20 protein-coding genes and 1 pseudogene are annotated in these 21792 nt (G+C 73.3%); 10 read left to right on the forward strand and 11 right to left on the reverse strand.

What is annotated here, in order from left to right:
* Positions 1-43: 43 nt before the first annotated feature.
* The 6 genes from ABT369_RS17140 to ABT369_RS17165 form a co-directional block, all read right to left on the reverse strand.
* Positions 44-1432, reverse strand: coding sequence for an ABC transporter substrate-binding protein (locus ABT369_RS17140; protein WP_350612915.1), 1389 nt, complete (start codon positions 1430-1432; stop codon positions 44-46).
* Between the two features lie 37 nt (positions 1433-1469).
* Positions 1470-2735: an enolase C-terminal domain-like protein gene (locus ABT369_RS17145; protein ID WP_350612917.1), complete on the reverse strand. Its 1266-nt coding sequence runs from the start codon at positions 2733-2735 to the stop codon at positions 1470-1472.
* Between the two features lie 105 nt (positions 2736-2840).
* A complete protein-coding gene (locus tag ABT369_RS17150; protein ID WP_350612919.1) occupies positions 2841-5723 on the reverse strand; it encodes a DOMON domain-containing protein in 2883 nt (960 codons plus the stop codon).
* 58 nt (positions 5724-5781) lie between these two features.
* A complete protein-coding gene (locus ABT369_RS17155) occupies positions 5782-7377 on the reverse strand; it encodes an alpha-galactosidase (protein ID WP_350612921.1) in 1596 nt (531 codons plus the stop codon).
* 508 nt (positions 7378-7885) lie between these two features.
* Positions 7886-8908: a LacI family DNA-binding transcriptional regulator gene (locus ABT369_RS17160; protein WP_350612923.1), complete on the reverse strand. Its 1023-nt coding sequence runs from the start codon at positions 8906-8908 to the stop codon at positions 7886-7888.
* 310 nt (positions 8909-9218) lie between these two features.
* Entirely contained in the window at positions 9219-12095 is a 2877-nt protein-coding gene (locus ABT369_RS17165; RefSeq protein WP_350612925.1) for a glycoside hydrolase family 2 TIM barrel-domain containing protein, read from the reverse strand.
* Between the two features lie 106 nt (positions 12096-12201).
* On the opposite strand from ABT369_RS17165, the gene ABT369_RS17170 reads away from it, so the two are divergent.
* The 3 genes from ABT369_RS17170 to ABT369_RS17180 all read left to right on the forward strand — a co-directional run bounded on the left by ABT369_RS17170 (position 12202) and on the right by ABT369_RS17180 (position 14663).
* Complete coding sequence (locus tag ABT369_RS17170) at positions 12202-13353, forward strand: Gfo/Idh/MocA family protein (RefSeq protein ID WP_350613265.1); 1152 nt, start codon at positions 12202-12204, stop codon at positions 13351-13353.
* Positions 13354-13493: 140 nt separating this feature from the next.
* Positions 13494-14471 carry a LacI family DNA-binding transcriptional regulator gene (locus ABT369_RS17175; protein ID WP_350612927.1) on the forward strand — a complete coding sequence of 326 codons (978 nt, stop codon included), beginning with the start codon at positions 13494-13496 and terminating at the stop codon, positions 14469-14471.
* A 27-nt stretch (positions 14472-14498) separates the two neighbouring features.
* The gene (locus tag ABT369_RS17180; RefSeq protein ID WP_350612928.1) at positions 14499-14663 is read left to right on the forward strand and encodes a hypothetical protein; all 165 of its coding nucleotides are present in this window, start codon (positions 14499-14501) and stop codon (positions 14661-14663) included.
* 63 nt (positions 14664-14726) lie between these two features.
* On the opposite strand, the pseudogene ABT369_RS17185 reads toward ABT369_RS17180, so the two are convergent.
* A pseudogene (locus tag ABT369_RS17185) lies at positions 14727-15005 on the reverse strand (response regulator transcription factor); the annotation flags it as partial.
* Positions 15006-15107: 102 nt separating this feature from the next.
* Here ABT369_RS17185 and ABT369_RS17190 point away from each other — a divergent pair.
* The 5 genes from ABT369_RS17190 to ABT369_RS17210 are packed head-to-tail and all read left to right on the forward strand — an operon-like array spanning position 15108 to position 17896.
* Entirely contained in the window at positions 15108-15569 is a 462-nt protein-coding gene (locus ABT369_RS17190) for a PPOX class F420-dependent oxidoreductase (protein ID WP_350612930.1), read from the forward strand.
* A 12-nt stretch (positions 15570-15581) separates the two neighbouring features.
* Positions 15582-16229, forward strand: a complete 648-nt coding sequence (locus ABT369_RS17195; protein ID WP_350612932.1) for a PHP-associated domain-containing protein — start codon at positions 15582-15584, stop codon at positions 16227-16229.
* A 44-nt stretch (positions 16230-16273) separates the two neighbouring features.
* Positions 16274-16777: a SigE family RNA polymerase sigma factor gene (locus ABT369_RS17200; RefSeq protein ID WP_350612933.1), complete on the forward strand. Its 504-nt coding sequence runs from the start codon at positions 16274-16276 to the stop codon at positions 16775-16777.
* Position 16778: 1 nt separating this feature from the next.
* Positions 16779-17573 carry a hypothetical protein gene (locus ABT369_RS17205; RefSeq protein WP_350612934.1) on the forward strand — a complete coding sequence of 265 codons (795 nt, stop codon included), beginning with the start codon at positions 16779-16781 and terminating at the stop codon, positions 17571-17573.
* On the forward strand, positions 17570-17896 hold the full coding sequence (locus ABT369_RS17210) for a hypothetical protein (RefSeq protein WP_350612936.1): 327 nt from the start codon (positions 17570-17572) through the stop codon (positions 17894-17896). The genes ABT369_RS17205 and ABT369_RS17210 overlap by 4 nt, the downstream gene beginning before the upstream one ends.
* An 87-nt stretch (positions 17897-17983) precedes the next feature.
* Here the strand turns inward: ABT369_RS17210 and ABT369_RS57985 are convergent, their stop codons facing one another.
* The 4 genes from ABT369_RS57985 to ABT369_RS17240 all read right to left on the reverse strand — a co-directional run bounded on the left by ABT369_RS57985 (position 17984) and on the right by ABT369_RS17240 (position 20527).
* Positions 17984-19003 carry a medium chain dehydrogenase/reductase family protein gene (locus ABT369_RS57985; RefSeq protein WP_502891776.1) on the reverse strand — a complete coding sequence of 340 codons (1020 nt, stop codon included), beginning with the start codon at positions 19001-19003 and terminating at the stop codon, positions 17984-17986.
* Positions 19004-19065: 62 nt separating this feature from the next.
* The gene (locus ABT369_RS17230; RefSeq protein WP_350612937.1) at positions 19066-19608 is read right to left on the reverse strand and encodes a TetR/AcrR family transcriptional regulator; all 543 of its coding nucleotides are present in this window, start codon (positions 19606-19608) and stop codon (positions 19066-19068) included.
* Positions 19609-19640: 32 nt separating this feature from the next.
* On the reverse strand, positions 19641-20093 hold the full coding sequence (locus tag ABT369_RS17235) for a pyridoxamine 5'-phosphate oxidase family protein (protein WP_350612938.1): 453 nt from the start codon (positions 20091-20093) through the stop codon (positions 19641-19643).
* Positions 20093-20527 carry a winged helix-turn-helix transcriptional regulator gene (locus tag ABT369_RS17240; protein ID WP_350612939.1) on the reverse strand — a complete coding sequence of 145 codons (435 nt, stop codon included), beginning with the start codon at positions 20525-20527 and terminating at the stop codon, positions 20093-20095. The genes ABT369_RS17235 and ABT369_RS17240 overlap by 1 nt, the downstream gene beginning before the upstream one ends.
* 62 nt (positions 20528-20589) lie before the next feature.
* Between ABT369_RS17240 and ABT369_RS17245 the strand changes: the two genes are divergently transcribed.
* Both ABT369_RS17245 and ABT369_RS17250 read left to right on the forward strand, forming a co-directional pair.
* A complete protein-coding gene (locus ABT369_RS17245) occupies positions 20590-21204 on the forward strand; it encodes an NAD(P)-dependent oxidoreductase (RefSeq protein ID WP_350612940.1) in 615 nt (204 codons plus the stop codon).
* 29 nt (positions 21205-21233) lie between these two features.
* Positions 21234-21752, forward strand: a complete 519-nt coding sequence (locus ABT369_RS17250) for a MauE/DoxX family redox-associated membrane protein (protein WP_350612942.1) — start codon at positions 21234-21236, stop codon at positions 21750-21752.
* Positions 21753-21792 lie beyond the last annotated feature (40 nt).

The following is a 21792-nucleotide window of genomic DNA, read 5'->3' on the forward strand; positions in this document are numbered from 1 at the left end:
AGCAGCGTGACACGCCGCCCTCCCTTCTACCGTGAGGTGCGGACTAGCCGAGGGCCTTCTGGTAGGCGCCGGCGGAGCGGGTGAGGATGGTGTCCACGCTGTCGTTGCCGATCGGCGCCATCTTGTACAGGTCGGGGCCGGCCGCGTCCGTGGAGGCACCGGCGGGCGCCCACGGGACGGTCAGCGCCACGAACGAGTCGCTCATGTGCGAGTTCAGCCAGTCCATCCAGGGCAGTCCGGTGTTCTGCACCGCCGGCTGGGTGGAGATCGAGCCGGTCGCCTCCAGCCACTTCTTGTAGTTGTCCGGCTGGGAGAAGAACTCCAGCCACTGCATCGCGAGATCCTTGTGCGGCGCGCTGGTCGGCACCACCCAGGTCAGGTCCGGCTTGATGACCACCCGGTTGGCGGCGGGGTCGTTGGTGCCGGGCAGCATGAAGAAGCCCAGGTTCAGCTTCGGGCCGGCCTGCTGGATTGTCGCGCCGTCCCACGAGCCGTCCAGCAGGAACGGGAAGTCGTCCGGCTTGCTGGCCCACGCGCCCGGAGCGGTCTGCTGCGCGACGCCCGCCGCGGCGGGCTCGAGGTACACCATCGCCTTCTGATATTGCTCGGAGATGTCTTTGTAGACCGGGTCGGCCCAGGACTGGGTCTTCTGCCAGAACGCGGTGGCCCGGTCGGTGGACACCTTCACCGAGTCCGCGCCGGGGCGGCCCGCCATCAGCGTCTGGTTCATGATGCCGTGCCAGACGCCGGCGTGCATGCCGTCCTTGCCCGCGGCGAAGATCGGGGTGATCCCCTTGGCCTTCAGCGCCGCGCAGTCGTCGAGGAACTCCTGATACGTCTTCGGTACCTGCATGTTGTACTTGGCGAGCAGGTCCTTCTTGTACCAGACGGAGCCGGCGGAAACGTACTCCGCCGCCATCACGCCGTAGATCCCGCCGTTGTACCCGACGGCGGCCTGCTGCATGGTCGGGTCGTAGTTCTTCATGAACGGCTGGTCCTTGAGGTCGACCAGCTGGCCCGCGGCGACCAGCGCCGCCGCTCCGCCCGGCTTCAGGTTGGTGTAGGACGGCGCGAAGCCCTGCTGGGTGGGCGCGAACTGGGCGAGCACGTCCACCGACTTGGACTGCAGCATGCTGCTGGTCAGCTGCTGCCACGCCCCGTTGGCCGTCGGCGCCTGCTGCAGCTTGACCGTCACTCCGGGGTGCGCCTTCTCAAATGCGGCGTTGAGCTGTTTGGTGAACTCGATCGCCCCCGGGTTGGTCCACTGGCCGATGGTCAGGGTGACCTTCTCGGCGGAGCCGGAGTCCGAGCCGCCGCCGCAGGCGGTCAGGCCGGTGACGAGGCAGGCGCCGGCCGCGACGGCGGCGACCAGCGGCACCGCTGGGGTGCGCCGGCGCGCCGCAGCGGGCCGCGGGCTGGTTGGGGTGTCCACGGTGTTGCTCCTTCTGGGATCGGGGTGTCGGTACGGGTTACGGGCGTTGCAGGGCACCGTCGGCCCGGCGGGGCGGCGCCCAGGCGTGGCCGAGGCGCTGAGGCGGGAATCGCATCGCCAGGTCCTCGTCGAAGTCGATGCCGAGGCCGGGCCGGTCGCTCGGCCACAGGTGGCCGTCGCGGATCTCGGGGCAGCCGGGGAACACCTCCCGCAGCTGCGGCGCGAACAGGTGCTGCTCCTGGATGCCGAAGTTGGGACTCGCGAGGTCCAGGGCGAGGTTCGCCGCGTGCCCGATGGGGGAGACGTCGCCCGGCCCGTGCCAGGCGGTGCGGATCCCGTACACCTCGCAGGCGTTGGCCAGCCGCCAGGCCGGCGTGATGCCGCCGATCGCCGAGACGTGCACGCGGATGAAGTCGCACAGCCCGTCGGCGAGCAGCGGGCGGTACTCGGCGGGGTTGGTGAACAGCTCGCCGATGGCGATCGGCGTGGTGCACTGGCCGCGCAGCCGGCGCAGCCAGTCGATGTCCTCCGGGGCCACCGGGTCCTCGAGGTAGAACAGGCGGAACGGTTCGAGGTCCTTGGCCAGCCCGACGGCGTCGGTCGGATGGACCCGCTCGTGCACGTCGTGGATGAGTTCGATCTCCTCGCCCAGCTCGGCGCGCAGATGCGCCAGGAGCGAGACGACGGTGCGCCGGTACGCCGGCGGATCCCAGGCGTTGGCGGTCAGCGGCGGGCGGCTGCCGGCCGGCGCCGCGGCACTGGGCGCCCCGTACGTGCCGGCTCCCGGCACGGCGACCTGGCACCGCACGTACCGGTAGCCCTCGGCCATCATCTGCCTGACCTCATCGGCGACCTCGTGCGCGTCCCGGCCGGAGGCGTGGCCGTACAGCGGCACGGCGGTGCGGCATCGCCCGCCGAGCAGCTGCCACACCGGCAGCCCGGCCTGCTTGCCCTTGATGTCCCACAGCGCCATGTCCACTCCGGACAGTGCGTTGTTGAGTACGGGGCCGGAGCGCCAGTAGCCGCTGACGTGCAGCGTGCCGGCGATGTCGGTGATGTCGGCCGGGTCCCGGCCGATCAGCTGAGGCGCCAGGTACTCGTTGACCGCGGTGGCCACCGCCGCCGCGCGCTGGGTGAACGTCGCGCAGCCCAGGCCGTACAGGCCCGGTTCGCTGGTGTCCACGCGGACCACCACGAGCGTGGTGCCGGCGGGGGCGGTCAGCACCGCCCTCACGCCGGTGATGCGGATGGCCGGCGAGTCCGCCCACGGGGGCGCGGAGGGGGTACCGTCGACGCTGGTCACGGCTGGGTTTCCTTCTCTGTTCGGGTTCTGGTCGGGCTAGGGCTGACGATGGGGGCCCGGCCGCGGGTCGCTCACCCCGCGGCCGGGCGGTTGTGCAGCGCCGGTTCAGCGGCCGAGGCCCCAGCGCGTGTCGACGCGGCCGCCGCTGAACTGCGCGCCGGTGCCCCAGAACGCCGCGAAGTTGTAGCCGGACGACTGGGGCGCCCCGAACTGCGCGGTGGAGTAGGTCATGCCGTGCCCGCCGGTTCCCGCGTCGGCGACGGCGAACGCGAACGCCATCGTGGCGTGGCCGCCCGCCGCGCCGGGCAGCGTCGCCTTGAGCTCGGGCAGTTGGTTCCAGGCGATGGCCACCTCGTAGACGGTCACCTTGGCGACGGCGTCGCGGGTGATGAGGATCCGGCCCTCGCGCCCGCCGGTGGCCGTGGCGTCCATGGGGCCCAGCGGGGTCGGCAGGGCGGCGTTGGTGGGGTAGTAGGTCTGGTAGTTGCTGCCGGGCGCGCACTGGCGGTGCAGCTGGGCGAAGGCGTTCTGGCTGGCGTGGTCGGGGGTGGCGCTGGCCAGCGTGGCCACGTAGAGGTGGGAGAGCGAGACCAGGCACTTCTCGTAGTGCCGGTCGCCGGCCAGCAGGTCGTCCGGCTTGTTGCCGGTGTCGAAGCCGAGCTGGATGCTGTCGGCCTGGAACGGGAAGAGGTACGGATTGGCCGCGAACGCCACGTTGAAGGACGCGATGACGTCCTGGATCTCGGCGCGGAAGTACAGGTAGTCGTCGTCCCAGGCGCCGCGCATCGCGTACTTCTTGGTGTCGCCGGTCGCGCTGACGCTGGTGAGCGTCACCGGGATGACGTCGCTCCACTGGTCCGCGCCGCCGCCCACGGTCATCGACCGGCAGGGCAGATAGGCGACCCGCACGGTCTGCGACCCGCTCGGCGTGACGTCGTTGCGCCCGGGCAGCTTGATCGTCCAGTCCACGCGGTACTCGTTGTCCGGGCTCACCTGGTAGCCGGTGATCGGCAGGCTGACCACGCGCTGCTCGCCGGGCGCCAGCTCGTGCAGCGCGACGTTGGTGCGCTCCAGCGTCCATCCCGGCGGCGCGGCGACCCGCAGGATCGCCTTGAGCGCACCGGGCGACACGTTCTCCACCCGCACCTGCAGCTCGCTGCCCGCGCTCAGCGGCTTGACCAGCGCCAGCGGGGTGACCAGCAGTGGCGTGTCGTACTCGAAGGAGGCCCTGCTGGTCAGCACCTCGCGCAGTTCCTCGGCGCTGCGGTCGGTGTCGAAGTAGAGCACCTCCCACGGGTTCAGCGGCAGCTTCACCAGGTTCGCCGACCCGTCGGCCAGCTGCCGGCCGAGGTAGTCGTAGACCCGCACGCCGTGGGCGTCGCGCAGTTTCAGGGTGCCGTGGTACCCGGCGGCGGACGACTCGTCGCTGCCCTTGTAGATCTGGTCGGCGTAGATCGCCGCCCGGCCCTTGCCGTCCTCGGTGCGGAACAGGAAGCCCCAGGTGGACTTGGCGTCGGGGTACAGCTCGGTCTGCAGGGTCGCGTCCTCCAGGATGCTGGTCATCGTGGTGTAGGCGACCACCGCCGGCAGCGGCGTCTTCGTGCTGCTGTCGTAGATGTTGAACTCCTGGCCCGAGTAGGGCTTGTCGTAGCACAGCGAGAACCAGAAGATCCGGATCGGCGAGTCCGCCTCGGCCCCGGCGAGCATGTGCAGCAGGTAGGTCGGGGCCAGGGTGCGGGCCACGCCGTAGATGGCCTGCTCGACGGGCAGGCTGGGGAATGAGTTGACCACCGATGTGCCGCACTCGGTCTGCCACTGCCCGCCCCGCCCGCCCGAACGCGACCAGCGCCTGTCCATCTCGACCTGCGTCTTGGCCATCGCGTACTGGGTGGCGTCGGGGTATCCGTAGGCGTGGTTCACCGAGCCGTCGATGTACCCGGTGTCGGTGGAGCCCTTGGCGTACACCGCGTCGCGGTTGTAGCTGACCGAGCCGCCGCCGACCAGGTTGACGTCGGGGAAGTCGGGCTTGACCCGGTCCCAGATCAGCTTGCTCATGTTGCGGTAGTCCTGCGAGTCGCCCGTGGACCAGTACCGGCCGTGCACCCACGGCTCGTTCCACAGCTCCCAGTTCTGCACCAGGTCCTGCAGCGGGGCGATGGCGTGGTACACCATGTCCGCGTGCGCCACCATGTCCTTGGGCCGGTTGCGGTACGTGGGCAGTGGCCGGCCGTTCGCGTCGGGCTGCACGTTCCAGGACATGTTGTAGTTGATGCCGCCCATCGGGGAGATGCCGTAGCTCAGCCACTCGGCCACCTCGGCCCGGGCCTTGTCGATGTCGGCCTGGCCCCAGAACGTGTTCGGTGCCGGGCTGACCGTGTCCGGCTGCACCGAGGCGAGGCCCCGGGTCCACTTGACGCCCATCAGCTGCGCGATCCGCTTGGTGACGGCCGGGTTGCCCTCCGAGCGGATGCCCAGGCCGAACGCCGAGCCTGGGCGCACCCCGGACACGGTCGGGCGCAGCACGCCCAGCCCCAGTGTCGTCGCCAGCAGCTGCGCACCTCCCGCGTCGGTGACGGTGACCGAGACCCGGTAGTAGTCGGGATCCAGTGCGCCGAGCGGGATGGTGATGGTCTGCGGCGTGCCCGCGCCTGCGGTGAAGCCAGCGGTTGCGGTGCGGACGGTCTGCGTGCTGCGGGCCTTGACCGCCCAGGCCACCGTGCCGCTCAGCGCGTCCTGGGCGGTGACCGTGACGAGCAGCTGGGGGGTGGCCCGGCCGGAGCCGTCGATGGGGAACAGCGCGGTCGGGTCGTCGAAGCGCAGGTCGATCGACGGCGCGGTGGCCGCCTGCGCCGCCGGGCCCGTGCTCATGACGCCGGCCAGCGCAGCGCCGGCCGTGCCGGCGGCACCGTAGGCCAGGGCCCGGCGCCGGGTGATGCCCCGGGCGTCGGTGCCCGGGCTTGTGGTGCTGGGGTCAGGGGTGTCGGACATGCACAAACCTCCGAGGGTGTGTCGCGAGGACCGTCGGTGCGCAGTTGCGATGCGGGGGTCAGGCGGGGGAGAGCCGGCACAGGCCGGCCGGCGGCACCGGCAGGCGGTGCAGACCGGGGCCGAGCTCCCGGATGTGGATGCCGGCCGGTCGGCCGCAGGCGTCGGTGACCGCCAGGCGGACCCGGGCGATGTCGGCGAGGTCGAGCACGAGGTGGTCGGCGGTGGTCGAGTTGATCAGAGCGACGTCGGTGAACCGTCCTGGTTCGAGCGGCACCACCCGGTGCTCGCCGAATACCGTGATGACGGCCCGGTCGCCGTTCCACGCGGTGACGGTGGCGTCGCGTTCGTCCGGCCGGCCGGCGCGGCGTTCGCCGTCGATCAGCACGTCGCGGTACCGCCGCCAGAGCCCCAGCCACCACGCCGTCATCGCGCGGTGCTCGGCGGACAGCTCCGCGAGCCGCACCGAGACCTGCGGGACCGCGTAGAGGGCGGAGTGCAGCTGCCGGGCGGCCGCCTCGACACCGGCGCGGGGGTCCCACATGAGCATGTCGCAGTGCACCGTCGCGCCTGGGGCGAGCCGGGCGATGTCCAGCGTGCGCACCCGGTTGGCGGTCGCGTCCGCCGGGCAGTCGCTGGCCCGCAGCAGGTTGCCGAAGCGGCGCATGCCCGGCCCGGCGTAGGGCTGGCGCAGCTCGATGAGCAGGTCCTCGCCGCGCAGCGCGCGCAGCCGGGTGTACAGCTCGTCGAGCAGGGTGCGCATCGCCTCGCTCACGTCGGCGGCACGGTCATCGTCGCCGGTGCCGGTGCCGTAGACCATGGCCGTCTCCAGGAAGTCGAGCTTCAGCCCGTCGAGCCCGTAGCGCTTCACGAGCTCGGCACAGCGCTCGACGACGAAGGCGCGCACCTTGTCCTGCCGGGGGTCCAGCACCTGGCACGCCAGGCGCGGCACCCGGTGCGGGGCGAGGCCTTCGAGCGCGCCGTAGGCGAGGCTGCGCTCGCCGAGCAGCAGCGGCGCGATCCAGGCGACGTAGGAAAGCCCCATCTGCCGTACCCGGCGTACGTGCGCTGCGAAGTCCGGGAACTTCGCCGGATCGGGCGTCCAGTCGCCGCAGCCGGAGTACTTGCGGCTGCCGGCGTGTGCCTGCCAGCCGTCGTCGAGCAGCAGCAGCCCGCATCCGAGTTCGGCCGCGATGGCGGCCTCCGCCTCCACGGCGGCGGCGCTGACGTCGCGGTGCATCGAGTACCAGGTCGAGTACGCCGGGGTGCGGCCGGCCTCGGGGGTGCGCAGGGCGTCGCCGGTGCCTGGCATCCACCGGGCCAGGGCGCGCAGGGCGTCGTCGGCGGAGCGCCCCGGCGCTTCGATGCGTAACCGGCACTCCTCGCCGGCCCGCATCGGCATGGCAAGCCATACGCCGAAGCGGGCCGTGTCCTCCGAGACGCCGAACCGGATCAGGGTCGTCGCGTCGCTTCGGTCGCCGGCGAAGGCGAGCAGCGACCGGCCGGCGCCGTCGTACAGGCAGCCCGCGACGGCCGAGTCCATGAGCCCGACCCGCCGCCAGTCGCCCTCCCAGTCCGCCGGCAGCGGGCGCTCCCAGCCGGCCGCGGGGTGCCAGTAGCCGACTCCGTCGCCGAGTGGGACGTCGAGTCGTACCAACGTTGTCCCAGCATTGGTGCTGAAGATCCGAACCACGGTGGCGTCGGCCTGTGGATCGGCCTGCAACCGCACGCCGTCCGTCAACGTGGTTACCGCAATGTTGCCCGCATAAAGGACATTTCCATCAGTCCAGAGGTGCGAGTTGTCCGTTACGTCCATCAAAGTTGCCCTTCCGGCCCTAGCGGGGGCTTGGCGCGGGGGAACCGTAACCCGCACGAGACAACGTTGTCCAGACATCGGCCCGGAGCAACTCCGAAACCAGGGCGACTTCGAGGTGGCCGGGCACGGCCCGGCGGACCGGCTCCCGCCGAGGGCGATGCTGCCGGGATGGGATGGTTTCCCTTGGTGGCGGTGCGTCTGCGGGCACTCGTCCGCCCCCCGGTCGGCACGGTGCAGTGGGGGAGATCGCGGACCGGTGCGACGGCCGGCCCCGCCGGAGCGGGGCGGCAGTGCGGTCGAACGTTGTCTCACACGGTTGCCAGGGCGGCGTGACCCGGCCGAGCGCCGGTCAGCCCTTGCTGCGCTCCACCAGCGTGGTCGGGATGACGATCGTCTGGGGCCGTGAGCGGTCCCCCGCGATTCGCTGGAACAGCAGCTCCGCGGCGACGCGGCCCATCTCGCGGGCGTCGGTGGAGACGACCGTCAGCGGGTGCGGCACCAGCTCGGCGGCCTCGAAGTCGTCGAAGCCCACGATCGCCACGTCGCTGCGCTGCCGGCCCAGCACGCTGAGCGCGGCGAGGGTGAGCCGGTTGGTGAGCGTGAACAGGGCGGTGGGCGGCTCCGGCGACTCCAGCATCCGCTCCACCGCCACCTGCGTGTCCGGGACCGAGTGCAGCCCGTCCCGGATCAGGTCTGGCCGGTACGGCAGCCCCGCACGCTCCATCGCGGCCTCGGCCGCCGTCAGCCGCTCGCGCATCGTGTAGATCGTCAGCCGGTCCGCGAGCACCCCGATGCGTTCGTGGCCCAGCGCCACCAGGTATTCGATGGCGCTGCGCGCGCCCTGTTCGTTGTCGATGAGCACGGTGTCGGCCCGCACGCTGGTGGGCGGGCGGTCGAGGAAGACCACGGGCGTGCCCACCGCCATCTCGGCGCGCAGGTGGTTCTGGTCGCCCCCGGCCGGCACCACGAGCAGCCCGGCGACCCGCCGCTCACACATCTCCAGCACCAGGCCGCGTTCGCGCTCGCTGTCCTCCGCCGAGCTGGCCGTGATGAGCATGGCGTCGTGATCGAGCGCGCCTTGCGCGGCCCCGGCGGCCAGGCTGGAGTAGAAGGGGTTGGCCAGGTCCTCGTCGATGACCAGCCCGATGGTGCCCGACGTGCTGCGCGAGCGGAGGCTGCGCGCCATGTCGTTGCGCCGGAACCCCAGCTCCGAGACCGCGGCCAGCACCCGCTCGGCCAGCGCAGGGTCGACCGTCGGCACCTGGTTGACCACCCGCGACACGGTCTTGAGACTGACCCCGGCCAGCCGGGCGACGTCGGCCATGGTTGGGCGGTAGGGGCCCGCCGTGCCGGTCATGGGCGGTGTGGTCATCGGACTCGTGGCTCCTGAGGCCTGCGCGGACGAGGATCTCACGGTACCGACGTTATCCCGCGCCACCAATCCGACCGGCTGGCGCGGACAAAAGTCCGTGGCGGCCGGTGGCATCGCGCTCGACGAAACTCAACGAGCTCCAACCAGAACCGACGGCGCCTCGCGTCCGGTGGATCAGGCCGAGATTCCCTGGCCAACGGCTTGGTGCCGGTCAAAGCTCGACAGCAAATCTACAAAGCCGGGGGCCACCTCCGCGTCTTGCGAACAAAACCGCACACCATGCTCCGACGAAATTCCACCAGAAGCAACGCTACTGTTCCAGCCGCAACGAGAAGGACAGCGCGAGTGGTCCGGCCTCCAGCACGTCGCCAGGTCCCGGGCCGGGGCCGCAGGCCGCGCTGCCCAGGCCCTGCTGGGCAACGTCCAGGTTGACGACGATCCGCTCGCCCGGCACCAGGTCAGTGGTGTGCCGGGCCCGGTCCAGCTGCTCGCTGCTCCACCGCCGCGCGCTGAACTCCACCGTCGGATGACCGATGATCCGCAGGCCGGAGCCGTCCGGCGCGCTCAGCCGGGCCCAGCGCACCGCGGTCCGGTTGCCGTTCTCCTGCGGGTACACGTAGGGCGTCTGCAGCTCGTCGACGGTCGCGGTGAACCGGTCGACGCGGACGGCGGCGCGGGAGTCGGCGTACGCCTCGCCGGGACCGCCGCCGAACCACTCGACCTCGCCCAGCCGGCCCGGCACCGCCAGGCGCATCCCGGCCCGCGGCAGCGGCACGCTCCACTCGCCCTGCGGGACGACCGAGGCGGTCAGTCCCACCGTGTCGGAGTCGGCGGACCAGCGGCAGGTGACCAGCAGGGCCACGTCGGAGCCGGCCGGCGCGACCCGGGTCACGGTGACCAGCTCGTCGCCGTCGATGGCCAGTTCCCGCAGCCGATGGGTCATCCGGTCCAGCCCGAGTGCCCGCCAGCGGCGCTCCAGCGGATCGGGACCGAGCCGGTCATTGTCGATCGGCGCCCGCCACACGTCCAGCCGTGGGCCGGCCACCTCCAGCTCGCCGATCCGGACCAGCCGGCCGTACCGCGGCTCGAACACCGCCGGACCCAGACGTAGCAGCCTGTCCGTTTCGCGGCGCACCCGCTCGCCGGCCGGCCGGGGCACCGGCGGCGCCGGCCGCAGCTGGGTCTGGGCCCGGCCCAGGACACTGCCGGCCGGCAGCCCCGGCCGGTCCGCCATCGTGGTCGCAGTGACGGTCAACCAGGTCTCCGCCGCCGGCACTTCGGACAGCGGCGGCAACGGCACGCTCGTCGCCGTCCCGGCCGCGAGCTCGGGCACCGCCAGGACGCCGTGCGCGACCGGCTCGCCCTCGGCCGCGCACTGCCAGGTGAAGCGCACCCCGGCCAGGTCGCGCAGCGCGTACCGGTTGCTCACGCGCAGCAGGCCGTCGCCGGTCAACTCCAGGCGCACCGGCGCGTAGACCGCGGCGAGCTCGTCCAGCGCCGGTGACGGCGTGCGGTCGGGGAAGACCAGCCCGTCGATGACGAAGTTGCCGTCGTGCAGCGGCTCGCCGAAGTCGCCGCCGTAGGCGAAGTACTCCCGGCCGTCGGCCGTGCGCCGCCGGATGCCGTGATCGATCCACTCCCAGACGAAGCCGCCCTGGCAGCGCGGGTACGTGTCGAACAGCCGCTCATACTCGGTCAGCCGTCCCGGCCCGTTGCCCATCGCGTGCGCGTACTCGCACAGGATGAACGGCAGCGCCCGCCGGGCCTGGTCGGGGTCCTCGCCGCGCCCGATCGCCTCGACCTCCTCCGGCGAGGCGTACATCCGGCTGTACACATCGACGTAGCGACAGTCGCCGTCGCCCTCGTAGTGGATCGGGCGGCCCGGGTCACGGGAGCGTGCCCAGTCGGCCATCGCGGCGAGGTTGACCCCGGTGCCGGCCTCGTTGCCCAGCGACCACAGGATGACGCACGGGTGGTTCTTGTCGCGCTCCACCATGCGCCGCATCCGGTCCAGGCAGGCGTCGTGCCAGCGCGGGTCGTCCGTCGGGTTGCCGCGCCAGCCGACCTCCGAGAAGCCGTGGGTCTCCAGGTCGCACTCGTCGATCAGCCAGAATCCCAGCTCGTCGGCGAGCTCGAGCACCAGTGGGTGCGGCGGGTAGTGGCTGGTGCGGATCGCGTTGACGTGGTGGCGTTTCATCAGCTCCAGTTCGGCGCGCACCACCTCGGCCGGCACGACCCGGCCCAGATCCGGGTGGAACTCGTGCCGGTTGACGCCGCGCAGCTGGATGCGCCGGCCGTTGACGGTGAGGATGCCGTCGACGATGGCCACGGTGCGGAAGCCGACCCGCAGCCGGGCGGTCTCCGTCGCCGTGCTGACCGCGAGCTCGTAGAGGGCGGGGCTCTCCGCGCTCCACGGTCGCACGCCCGGGATCGCGTGCGGGCGGTCCGCCGGCGCGTCGCGGAGGCCGAGCTCGGGCGCTGTGAGCCGGGCACCGGGCGGGGCCTGCACCCGCAGCGTCCCGGTGCCGGTTCGGTCGTCGAAGTCGGCGCGCACGAACACGTCGTCGATGCCGCCGGCCGGGCGCAGCCGGAGGGTCACCGGCCGGAAGATCCCCGGCAGCCACCACATGTCCTGGTCCTCCAGGTAGCTGCCGGCCGACCACTGGTGCACGCGCACCGCGAGCACGTTGCGTTCGCCCGGGCGCAGCGCCGTGGTCGCGTCGAACTCCACCGGCAGCCGGCTGCCCTGGGTGACGCCGAGCTCGACGCCGTTGAGCCAGACCCGGCCGCACGAGTCGACGCCGTCAAAGCGCAGCACCGCCCGCTGGCCTGCCCACTGCGCCGGCACCTGGAAGGCGACGCGGTGGTCCCCGATCGGGTTTTCCGCCGGCGGGTACGGCGGGTCGACGGGGAACGGGTAGCGAATGTTGGTGTAGGCGGGGGCGCCGTGGCCGTGCATCGGCCAGCTCGACGGCACCGGCAGCTGCGCCCAGTGCCCGTCGTCGAAGTCCGGCGCCCAGAAGCCGTCCGGTGCCCGGGTGGGGTCCGGGGAGAGCAGGAAGCGCCAGGCGCCGGTCAGGTCGAGGGTCGGCGCGTCGGTGCGGACCGCGGCGCGCGGGGGCAGGGCACCCACGCAACGGCCGAAGTCCGTGAGGTAGGCGGGGGTGCCGTCCATCGGAGTCGTCATGCTCGGAGGTCCTTGTCGACGGGGCGGGCGGGGCGTACTACGGTGATCACCGTAGCGGGAAAGCGCTTGCCTGAACGAATCGCGTGACTGGAGGATCGAGGACGTGATGGCTCGTCTGCCCGGATCGGGTCCGCCGCGGGTCGCGCTGGTGGGCACCGGCGGGTACGGGGCGGTGCACTTCGACAACATCGAGCGCCTCGCCGGCGCAGGGCGGCTGCGCTTCGCCGGCTGCACCGATCTGCGCCCGCCCGGGCCCGGCCTGCTCCGGCGGGTCGCCGGGTTGGGCGGCACCTTCTTTGCGGACTACGAGACCCTGCTCCGGGCGGTGCCCGACGTCGTCGTGGTTGCCACGCCGCCGCACCGGCATCGCGAGATGGTCTGCGCCGCGCTCGCCGCCGGCGCGCACGTGCTGGTTGAGAAGCCACCCGCGGTCGAGCTGGCCGATCTGGACGCCATGACCGCCGCCGCGACGGCCGCCGGCCGGCTCTGCCAGGTGGGCTTCCAGAGCCTCGGCTCGGCGGCGCCGGCCCGGCTGCGGGAGCTGATGGACGGCGGCGACCTCGGCGAGGTCACGGGCATCGGCGCGACCGGCTGCTGGACCCGCGCCGACGCGTACTACGCGCGGGCGCCCTGGGCCGGGCGCCGGCGGCTCGACGGCGCCGCGGTCAACGACGGCGCCCTGTCGAACCCGTTCGCCCACGCCGTGATGAACTGCGTGGCGCTGGCCGGCCTCGGCGCGGCCGATCGGCCGCGGGCGGAGGCCGAGCTGTACCGGACCCGGCCGATCGAGGTTGAGGACACCGGCTGCCTGCGCCTGGCCGCCCCGGGCCGCCCCCCGATCACGATCGCCGTCACCCTGTGCGCCGAGCGCCCGCGTCCGCCCTACGTGCTGGTGAACGGTGACCGGGGGAGCGCGCGGTGGTGGTACGAGACCGACGCGCTGGAGGTCGCGCCGGCCGACCGGCCCGCGATCACCGAGCGACACACCCGCGTCGACCTGCTCGAGGACCTGCTCCGGGAGGTACGCGACCCGGGCGCCGGACTGGCGTGCCCGATCGAGGACACCCGGCCGTTCGTCGGCGTCGTCGAGTGGCTGGCCGGCCAGCCCGTCCGGCTCGTACCGCCAGGGGCCCGCCGCCGCCACGACGACGAACTCGGGCCGAGGAACAGCATCGCCGGGGTCGAGGAGGACATTGAGCACGCCGTCGCCCAGTCGCGGCTGTTCTCCGAGCTACGTCCGCGGCCCGGCTGGCTGTAGCCCGAGACGTCCGTCGTCCGCTCGACGCTTCCGGTGGGCCGCGGCGCCGTATTGCGCACGGCGGTCCGATGGCGCAGTGTTAGCAACCGGACGGTACGGGAGGCCATGTGGAACCGGTGAGCCCCGCGACGTTGGCCGAGATGGCGAGGATGGCCGGCACGTCGGTCGCGACGACCTCGCGTGACTTCACCGGCGGCCCGGGACGCCCCGCACCGGAGCTGCTGCGAGGACTCTCCTACCTGCCCAACGCCGCGGCGCTGGCGGCCGGGCGTGGCCACACCAACGTCGTCGGCCTGATCGTCCACGACATCAACGACCCGTACTTCTCCTCGATCGCCGCCGGGGTCACGGGGGCGGCCGACGAGCAGGACATGATCGTCACCCTGGCCGACACCCGGCGCCGGCCGGAGCGGGAGTCGAAGTACCTGGCGTCGCTGCGGCAGCTGCGCTGCCGAGCGGTCATCCTCGCCGGCAGCCGCAGCGCCGACCAGGCGTCGGAGGCGCGGCTGCGGCGGGAGATCGACTCGTTCACCGGCGGCGGGGGCCGGGTGGCGATGATCAGCCAGCAGCTGCCCGGGGTGGACACGGTGCTGGTGGAGAACAGCGCGGGCGCCCGCGACCTCGCCCGCGACCTGTTCGATCTGGGGCATCGGTCGTTCGTGGTCCTCGCCGGCCCGGCGTCGCTGCGCACCTCCCGCGACCGGGTCTCCGGGTTTCGCCAGGGGCTGGCCGACCGGGGACTGCGGCTGGACCCCGGGCACGTGGTGCACGCCGACTTCACGCGCGAGGGCGGGTTCGCCGCCGCGATGCGCTGGCGCAACTCCGGCATCGAGGCGACGTGCCTGTTCGCGGCGAATGACGTGATGGCGGTGGGCGCCATGGCCGCGCTCCGGCAGCTCGGCCTGTCGGTGCCGGAGGACGTTTCGATCGCCGGGTTCGACGACATCCTCCCGCTCCGCGACATCTCGCCGGCGGTGACGACGGTCCACATCCCGCTGGAGACCCTGGGGAAAGAGGCGATGGGGCTGGTGCTCGCCCCGGACGGCGCCCTCGCGCCGCGGGTCAGGCGCATCCGGTGCACCGTCCGGCTGCGGGAGAGCACCCGCCACGTCCCGTGAGGTCCGGCCGCGACCGGCCTGTGGCTGGTGGGCGGTCAGACCCGCGTCCTGTTCGGGATCGGCGGCATGGTCGATCCGAAACACCTGCAGCGGCTCATCGGCAACGGACAACACCCCGTCACCGGCGAGCAGCTCGGTCGGCTCTGGCGGGTCTACCAGCCGATGACCGACGAATACCGGCAAGCCGCCTGATGCCGGAACGCAAGCGGTCGCCGGGTTCGACGTCACCGTATCGCCGCCGAAAGCGTGTCCCTGTCAGGTGGCCGGGCGCACCAGGCCGGACTCGTAGGCGAGGACCACGGCCTGGACGCGGTCGCGCAGGCCGAGCTTGGCCAGCAGGTTCGACACGTGCGTCTTGACCGTGTGCTCGGTGACGAACAGGGCCGCGGCGATCTCGGCGTTGGACTGGCCGCGGGCGACCTCGCGCAGGATGTCGAGCTCGCGCGGGGTCAGCGCGGCGAGGCGGCGATCGGGCTCGGCCGGGCCGCGCCGGCGCAGCACGTCGGCGATCAGGCGCCGGGTGACGGACGGGGAACGTCGTCGCGGCCGCCACCGCCACGGCGATGCCGTCATTGTGCCGTGGGGGTCCCTGGCGGAGCCTCCCTCTCAGGAGCCAGATCCGGGTACGGTCGGCTCATGGCACGCAAAATCGCGACGAACGACACCGTCGACCGGGCCGCGCTCGTCGAGTTCCTGAGCCCACGCCACCACGCGATCGTCATCACCACCCGCGCCGACGGCCGACCGCAGGCCTCGCCGGTGACGTGCGGGGTGGACACGGAGGGGCGCATCGTCGTCTCGACGTATCCGGAGCGGGCCAAGGCGACGAACCTGCGCCGCGACCCGCGGGTGTCGGTGCTGGTCCTGTCCGACGAGTGGAACGACGCCTGGGTCCAGGTCGACGGCACCGCCGAGGTCATCGACATGCCGGAGGCGCTGGAGCCGCTGGTCGACTACTTCCGCTGCATCTCCGGCGAGCACCCGGACTGGGACGAGTACCGCCAGGCCATGCGCGACCAGGGCAAGTCCCTCATCCGCATCACGGTCGACCGCTGGGGCCCGGTGGCCACCGGCGGGTTCCCCGCTCGCCTGGCCTGAGGTCGCGAGCCGGTGCCCTGGTACCGCGGCGACTGCCACGTCCACTCCGCGCGCAGCACCGGAGGCGAGCTGACGCCGGAGCAGGTGGTCGCCGAGGCCCGCGCCGCCGGGCTCGACTTCATCGCCGTCACCGAGCACAACACGAGCGACACGTACGAGCGGTTCCTGGCCGTCGCCGGGGACCTGCTCGTGCTGCGCGGCGTGGAGCACACCACCCCGGACGGGCACTGGCTGGAGATCGAGGGCAGGCTGCGCATCGCGGCGCACCCGTTCGCGCCGTACCCGACCGGCACCATGCGGCGGCCCTGGGAGGAGTTCGACTGCGTCGAGGTCTGGAACGGGCTGTGGGCCTCCGACCGGCCCTGGAACGCCGACAACGAGGCCGCCCTCGCCGAGTGGAAGCGGCGCCTCGACGCCGGGTGGCGCCAGCCCGCGATCGGCGGCAGCGACGCCCACCTCGCCGGGCAGCTCGGCAAGCCGCACACGGTCGTGCGGGCCGAGGCGCTGACCCCCGCGGCGATCGTCGCCGGCCTGCGCGCCGGGCACAGCTGGATCGCCGGCGAGCCGGGCCTGGAGCTGGACCCGGGCGGCTCGCCGCTCGAGGTGCGCCACCCCGACGGCTCCATGGCCGCGTTGCGCAATCCACTCAACCTTTCCTAGGTCCGGGCCCGTCGGTGGGGTGACGGCTACCGAGAGGACCATGGATGCGGGCGGACACCCAGGCCGCGTACGTCGACTACGTGTCGGCCCGGCTCCCGGCGCTGCACCGGGCCGCGTACCTGCTGTGCGGCGGCGACGCCCACCGCGCGGACGACATCGTGCAGACCACGATCACGCGGCTGTACCAGCACTGGAAGCGGGCCGCGCGCAGCGACAACATCGACGCGTACGTGCACCGCATGCTCGTGCACGCGTTCGTGGACGAGCGGCGGCTCACCTGGTCGCGGGTCCGGCTGACCGACTGGGTCGACGAGCGGCCCGGGGACACCGCCGCGCACGAGCAGGTCGACGACCGCAGCAGCCTCGTCGCCGCGCTGCGCCGCCTGCCGCCCCGGCAGCGGGCCGTGCTCGTGATGCGGTTCCTGCTGGACCGGCCCGTCGAGGAGGTCGCCGACGCCCTGCGCTGCTCGGTCGGCACGGTCGAGAGCCAGAGCTCGCGCGGGCTGGACGCGCTGCGGGGGATGCTTGCGAAGATTGAGGAGCACTGAGGTGTACGACAACGACACCCTCGGCACCGAGCTGCGCCACCGGATGCTCGCCGTCGACGTCCCGCCCGGCGGCGCCGACGTGCACCGCGCGATCGCCGACGGCCGCCACGCGAACCGGCGCCGCGCCGGGCTGCTCACCGCGGCCGCGGCCGGGGTCACGGTGCTCGCCATGGCCGGCGCGTTCGCCGTGCTGCGGCCCATGCCGGACCGCGTGCCGGCGATCCCGCCGCCGGCCTCGCCCGCGACCGGCTGCCGGCCGACCCCGCTGCCGACCCCGTCGCCGGCCCGGGACGGCCACCCCACCAGGCTGTCGGCCATGGACCCGGCCGGCCGGATCTTCGCCGGCAACACCGGCGATCAGCCGGTGCGGTGGACGGACGGCGAGCCCGAGACCCTGGCCGGCGTGCGGGGCGAGGCGGTCGACGTGGCCGCGGACGGGGCGGTGCTCGGCACCGACGGCGACGACCTCTGGGTGTGGCGCGACGGGCAGGTCACGCACCTGGAGCGCCTCGCCGGCCACCGCGACGCCGTCGGGCTGGCGATCAACGCCAAGGGCCAGGTGGCCGGGTACGCCGCCGGGGCGACGCTCAGCGACACGGTGCCGGTGATCTGGTCGGCCGACGGTGCCGTGCACCGGCTCACCATGCCGGCCGGGGCGGGCGCGGGCGGCGGCCGGCCCGCGATGGCGCGGGACATCGCCGACGACGGCACCGTGGTCGGGGACGTCTTCGGCGTGCCGATGCGCTGGTCGCCGGCCGGCGCGCCGGGCCCGCTGCGAGGACCGACCAGGACGTGATGGTGTGGGGGATCGCCGGGCAGTACGCCTACGGCGGCACGGCCGACGGGACGCCGCTGCGCTGGGACCTCGGCGCGGGGACCGTCACGAGCCTCGAGCGGATCGCCGACATCGGGGCGAAGACGGGCTCGGTCGACGGCGACGCCCTCGTGGTCGGCGACCCGGCGGGCGCGACGACGCGCCGGGTCGCCGTCGACGGCACGGTCGACGAGCTGCGCGGCCCGGGCGGCGAGCTCGCGGTGGCGTTCGCGATGAGCGCGGACGGCCGGACGATCGCGGGGGTGATCGCGCCCGCCGAGTTCCCGATGGTGTGGCGCTGCTGATCGGCGCCGGTGTCCCGGGCGCGACCGCACCGCGCCCGGGACCGCCTTGCCAGACTCAGGGGACTTGCCAGACTCAGGGGGCCGGACTCAGGGGATCAGGACGACCTTGCCGGCGACGGTGCCGGACTCGGCCAGGCGCATGGCCTCGGCGGCCTCGCGCAGGGGGACGCGGGCGGCGACCTGGGCGGTCAGCGACCCGGACGCGAGCAGGGCGAAGACGTTCGTGAGGTCCTCGCGCAGCCGCGCCTGGAACGCGGCCCGCCGGCGGCGGCCGGCCCACAGGTTGTAGAAGCCGGCCCGGCGCCCGTTCGGCGTGAGGTTCCACCACAGCAGCCGCCCGAACAGGGCCAGGATGGGCAGCCGCGGGTTGCCGGCGACGTCGCGGGTGGCGGCCGTGCCGTAGGACACCAGCGCCCCGCCCCGCCGCACGAGCCGCCAGGACTCGAAGATCCCCGGCGCGCCCACGTGGTCGAAGACGCCGTCGTAGCCGTCCGGGGCCAGGGCGCGGGCCTTCGCGTAGAGCTGCGGGTCCCGGTAGTCGATCGGCTCGGCCCCGAGCGCGCGCACGGCGGCGTGGTGGCGCGGTGACGCGGTGCCGATCACCCGGATCCCGGCCTGCCGGGCGAGCTGGACGAGGGTGGAGCCGACCCCGCCGCTGGCCCCGAGGACGAGGATCGTGCCGCCGCGGGGCACCCGGGCCATCCGGTGCAGCATCTGCCAGGCGGTGACCCCGTTGACCACGACCGTCTCGGCGTCGGCGGGGTCGACGCCGTCCGGCACCGGCACCAGGTCACCGGCGTCGACGAGCGCCGCGGTGGCCCAGCCGCCGGTCTTCGTGACGGCCGCGACCCGGGTGCCGACGAGCGCGCCGTCGACGCCGGGACCGACCCGCTCGACCCGGCCGACCAGGTCGTAGCCGGGCACGAAGGGGAACTTGGGCTGGTCGTAGTACTTGCCGCGGCGCATCTGCTGCTCGGCGAACGACACCCCGCTCGCCTCGACGCGGACGAGGGCCTGGCCGGCGCCCGGGGCGGGGAGCTGCCGGTCGCGGACCTGCAGGCCGGTGGGGTCGACGATGCCGGGCAGGACGATCTCGGTGGCGTGCATGGCGTTCCTCCCGAAGTAAGTATGTGTGCACTGACTGACAAAAATGGGCAGCAAAAAGCGCACTACGGCACGTGCCGCATGCCGAACGTGAGCGCGTGCGCCCAGGACTCGTCCACGTTGTCGAGCCCGGTGGTGACGATGAGGTGGCACAGCTGGCCGTAGGCGACGAACTGCTGGATCTGCTGGTCGTCCGCGCCCTGGACGCGCAGGAAGTCGACCAGGCGCCGGTAGCCGGACCGGACCGCGACCCCGACCTCCGGCACGTCGCTGACGCTCTGCGCGTGGACCTGCAGCATGAGCAGGTCCTTGTCGGCGATGAGCTCGGCGTAGGTGTCGCCGAGATATTCGAGCACCAGTGCGGGACTCTTGCCGGCCATCTCCTCGGCCGCCGTCTCCAGGGTGGCGAGGATGCGCTCGTAGCACGCCTCGACGGCGGCCACGAACAGCCCGAGCTTGCCGGAGAAGAGCCGCAGCGCGTAGGCCTCCGAGATCCCCGCCGCCGCCGCGACGGCCGTGACCGGCGTGGCGTGGTAGCCGTTGCGTGCGAAGACGGCGACGGCGCGGTCGAGGAGGACGGCCCGGCGGGCCTCGGCGGTGCTGCGCATGTAAGTCAGTACACACGAACAAACTTCATGTGTCAAGGCCGGACGGAGGTGCGGCCGTCACGGGGCAGCGTGGGGTCCAGCACCCAGTGCTCGTCGACGACCGCCCGGTACAACCGGAACGGCCCGCCCTCGGCGATCTTGTCGGACGTGAAGGCCTGCGCCCCCTTGGCCAGGCAGCCGCGGTTGTAGGCCTCCAGCCCGTCGGTCACGATCCCCGCCGTGCCGCTCATGTAGACCGCCTTCGCCCCGCCGATCGGCACCGTGGAGTCGTACACGACCAGGCTCAGCCGCGGGCGCACCAGCAGGTTCCGCGAGTGCCTGGTCCGCGGGTCGGAGAGCCAATAGACGGTGTCGTACCCGTCCAGGGCGTAGAACACCGGCGACACCCACGGCTCGCCGTGCTCGTCCGCGGTGCCCAGCACCAGGTAGCGGTTCTCGTCGAGCATCTCCCGGGCGTAGGCCTCGAGATTGGCCTCGAGATCCATCACGGCTCCTCCGTGGCGGCGGCCCGGGCCGCGAGCAGCTCGGGCAGGTGGGCGTCGCTCCACGCGCGGAACGCCGCGATGACGGGCAGCAGGCTGGCGCCGAGCGGGGTCAGGGCGTACTCCACCCGCGGCGGGTTCTCCTCGTGCGCGGTCCGCGTGACGAGCCCGTCGCGGCCCATCGCGCGCAGCGTGGCCGCGAGGACCTTCGGCGTCACGGCCCGTAGCGGCGCCCGCAGCTCGGTGAACCGGCGCGGCCCGCCGGTCAGGCACAACAGGACCATCCCGGTCCACTTGTCCCCGATCTGGAACGGCAGCGCGCCGGACGGGCACATCGGGTCGAACAGGTCCGGGTCCAGCGGCTCCCGGATCCGCGACGGCGGCGCGCCGGAGGGGTGCATCGGGTCGAACGGGTCCGGCTCCCGCGGCTCGGCCATCGCCCGAGCGTAGCGCCCGTATCGTTGCGGAAACCGGCCGCCCCGGTCCTAGGTTCGCGGCCATGAGAATCGTTGTGTTCGGAGGAAACGGGCGCGTCGGGCGGGCCGTCGTCGCGGAGGCGGTGCGCCGCGGGCATGCGGCCGTCGCGCTCGGGCGGCGCGCCGAGGTCACCGACGCGGAGCAGGTGCGCGGGGCCGTGGCCGGCTGCGACGCGGTCGTCAGCACGGTCACACCCGCGTCCGGGCCGCAGGAGCTGGCGCGGCTCGGCGACGCCTTCGACGGGCGGTTCTTCGCCCGCGCCGCCGACGCCCTGCTCGCCGCCCGCCCGCCCCGGCTCGTGGTCGTCGGGCTGTTCGCGACGCTGCGCACCGCGGCCGGCGGCCTGGTGCTCGACGACCCCGCGGCCTTCCCGGCCGCCCTGCGCCCGTTCGCGCTCGCCCACCTCGCGGGCCTCGACCGGCTGCGCGCGGACACCACCGGGGTCGACTGGGCCGTGCTCACCCCGACCGCCGGGCTCACCGCGGAGGGGCCGCGCACCGGGCGGTACACCATCGGCGGCGAGACCGTCCCCGACCCGGACCCGCCGCTGTCCCACGCCGACCTGGCGGTCGCGGTGCTCGACGAGATCGAAGATCCGGGTGTTCGCAGGGGCCGCGTCAGCGTCCACGGGAGATAGGCTGGTCTCGATCACGGGGAGGAATGCGCATGGGATACGTGGAAGTCGCGGCCAGGCTCCTGGTCGCGACCGTGTTCGTGGTGGCGCTCGCCGGGAAGGTCGGCTCCCGCAGGGCCTACACCGCGTTCGCGGACTCGCTGCGGCAGATGCGCGTCGTGCCCGCGGGGCTCGTCGCGCCGGCCGCCGCCGGGTCGGTCGCGGCCGAGGTCGCCGTCGTCGCGCTGCTGCTCGTGCCGGCTAGCTGGGCCGCCGTCGCCGGGTTCGTGATCGCCGCCGGGCTGCTTGCCGTGTTCGCCGGCGCCATCGCGCTCAGCCTCCGCACCGGCAACCGGGCGCCCTGCCGGTGCTTCGGCGCCTCGAGCACCCCGCTGGGCCGGGGGCACATCGTGCGCAACGCCGTGCTCATCGCGATCGCCCTCACCGGCCTCGCCGCCGCGGCCGGGGGCAGCGCCATCGCCGTGCCGGGCGCGATTGTCGCCGGCGGCGCCGGGCTGGTCGTCGGGATCGTGGTCACCGCCTACGACGACATCGCCGCCCTGTTCCGCTAGCCGCCCCGCACCGCAAACCGAAGCCGCCCGGCCGACGCGC

This window comes from Dactylosporangium sp. NPDC000244 (assembly GCF_040300725.1).
Lineage (GTDB): Bacteria > Actinomycetota > Actinomycetes > Mycobacteriales > Micromonosporaceae > Dactylosporangium.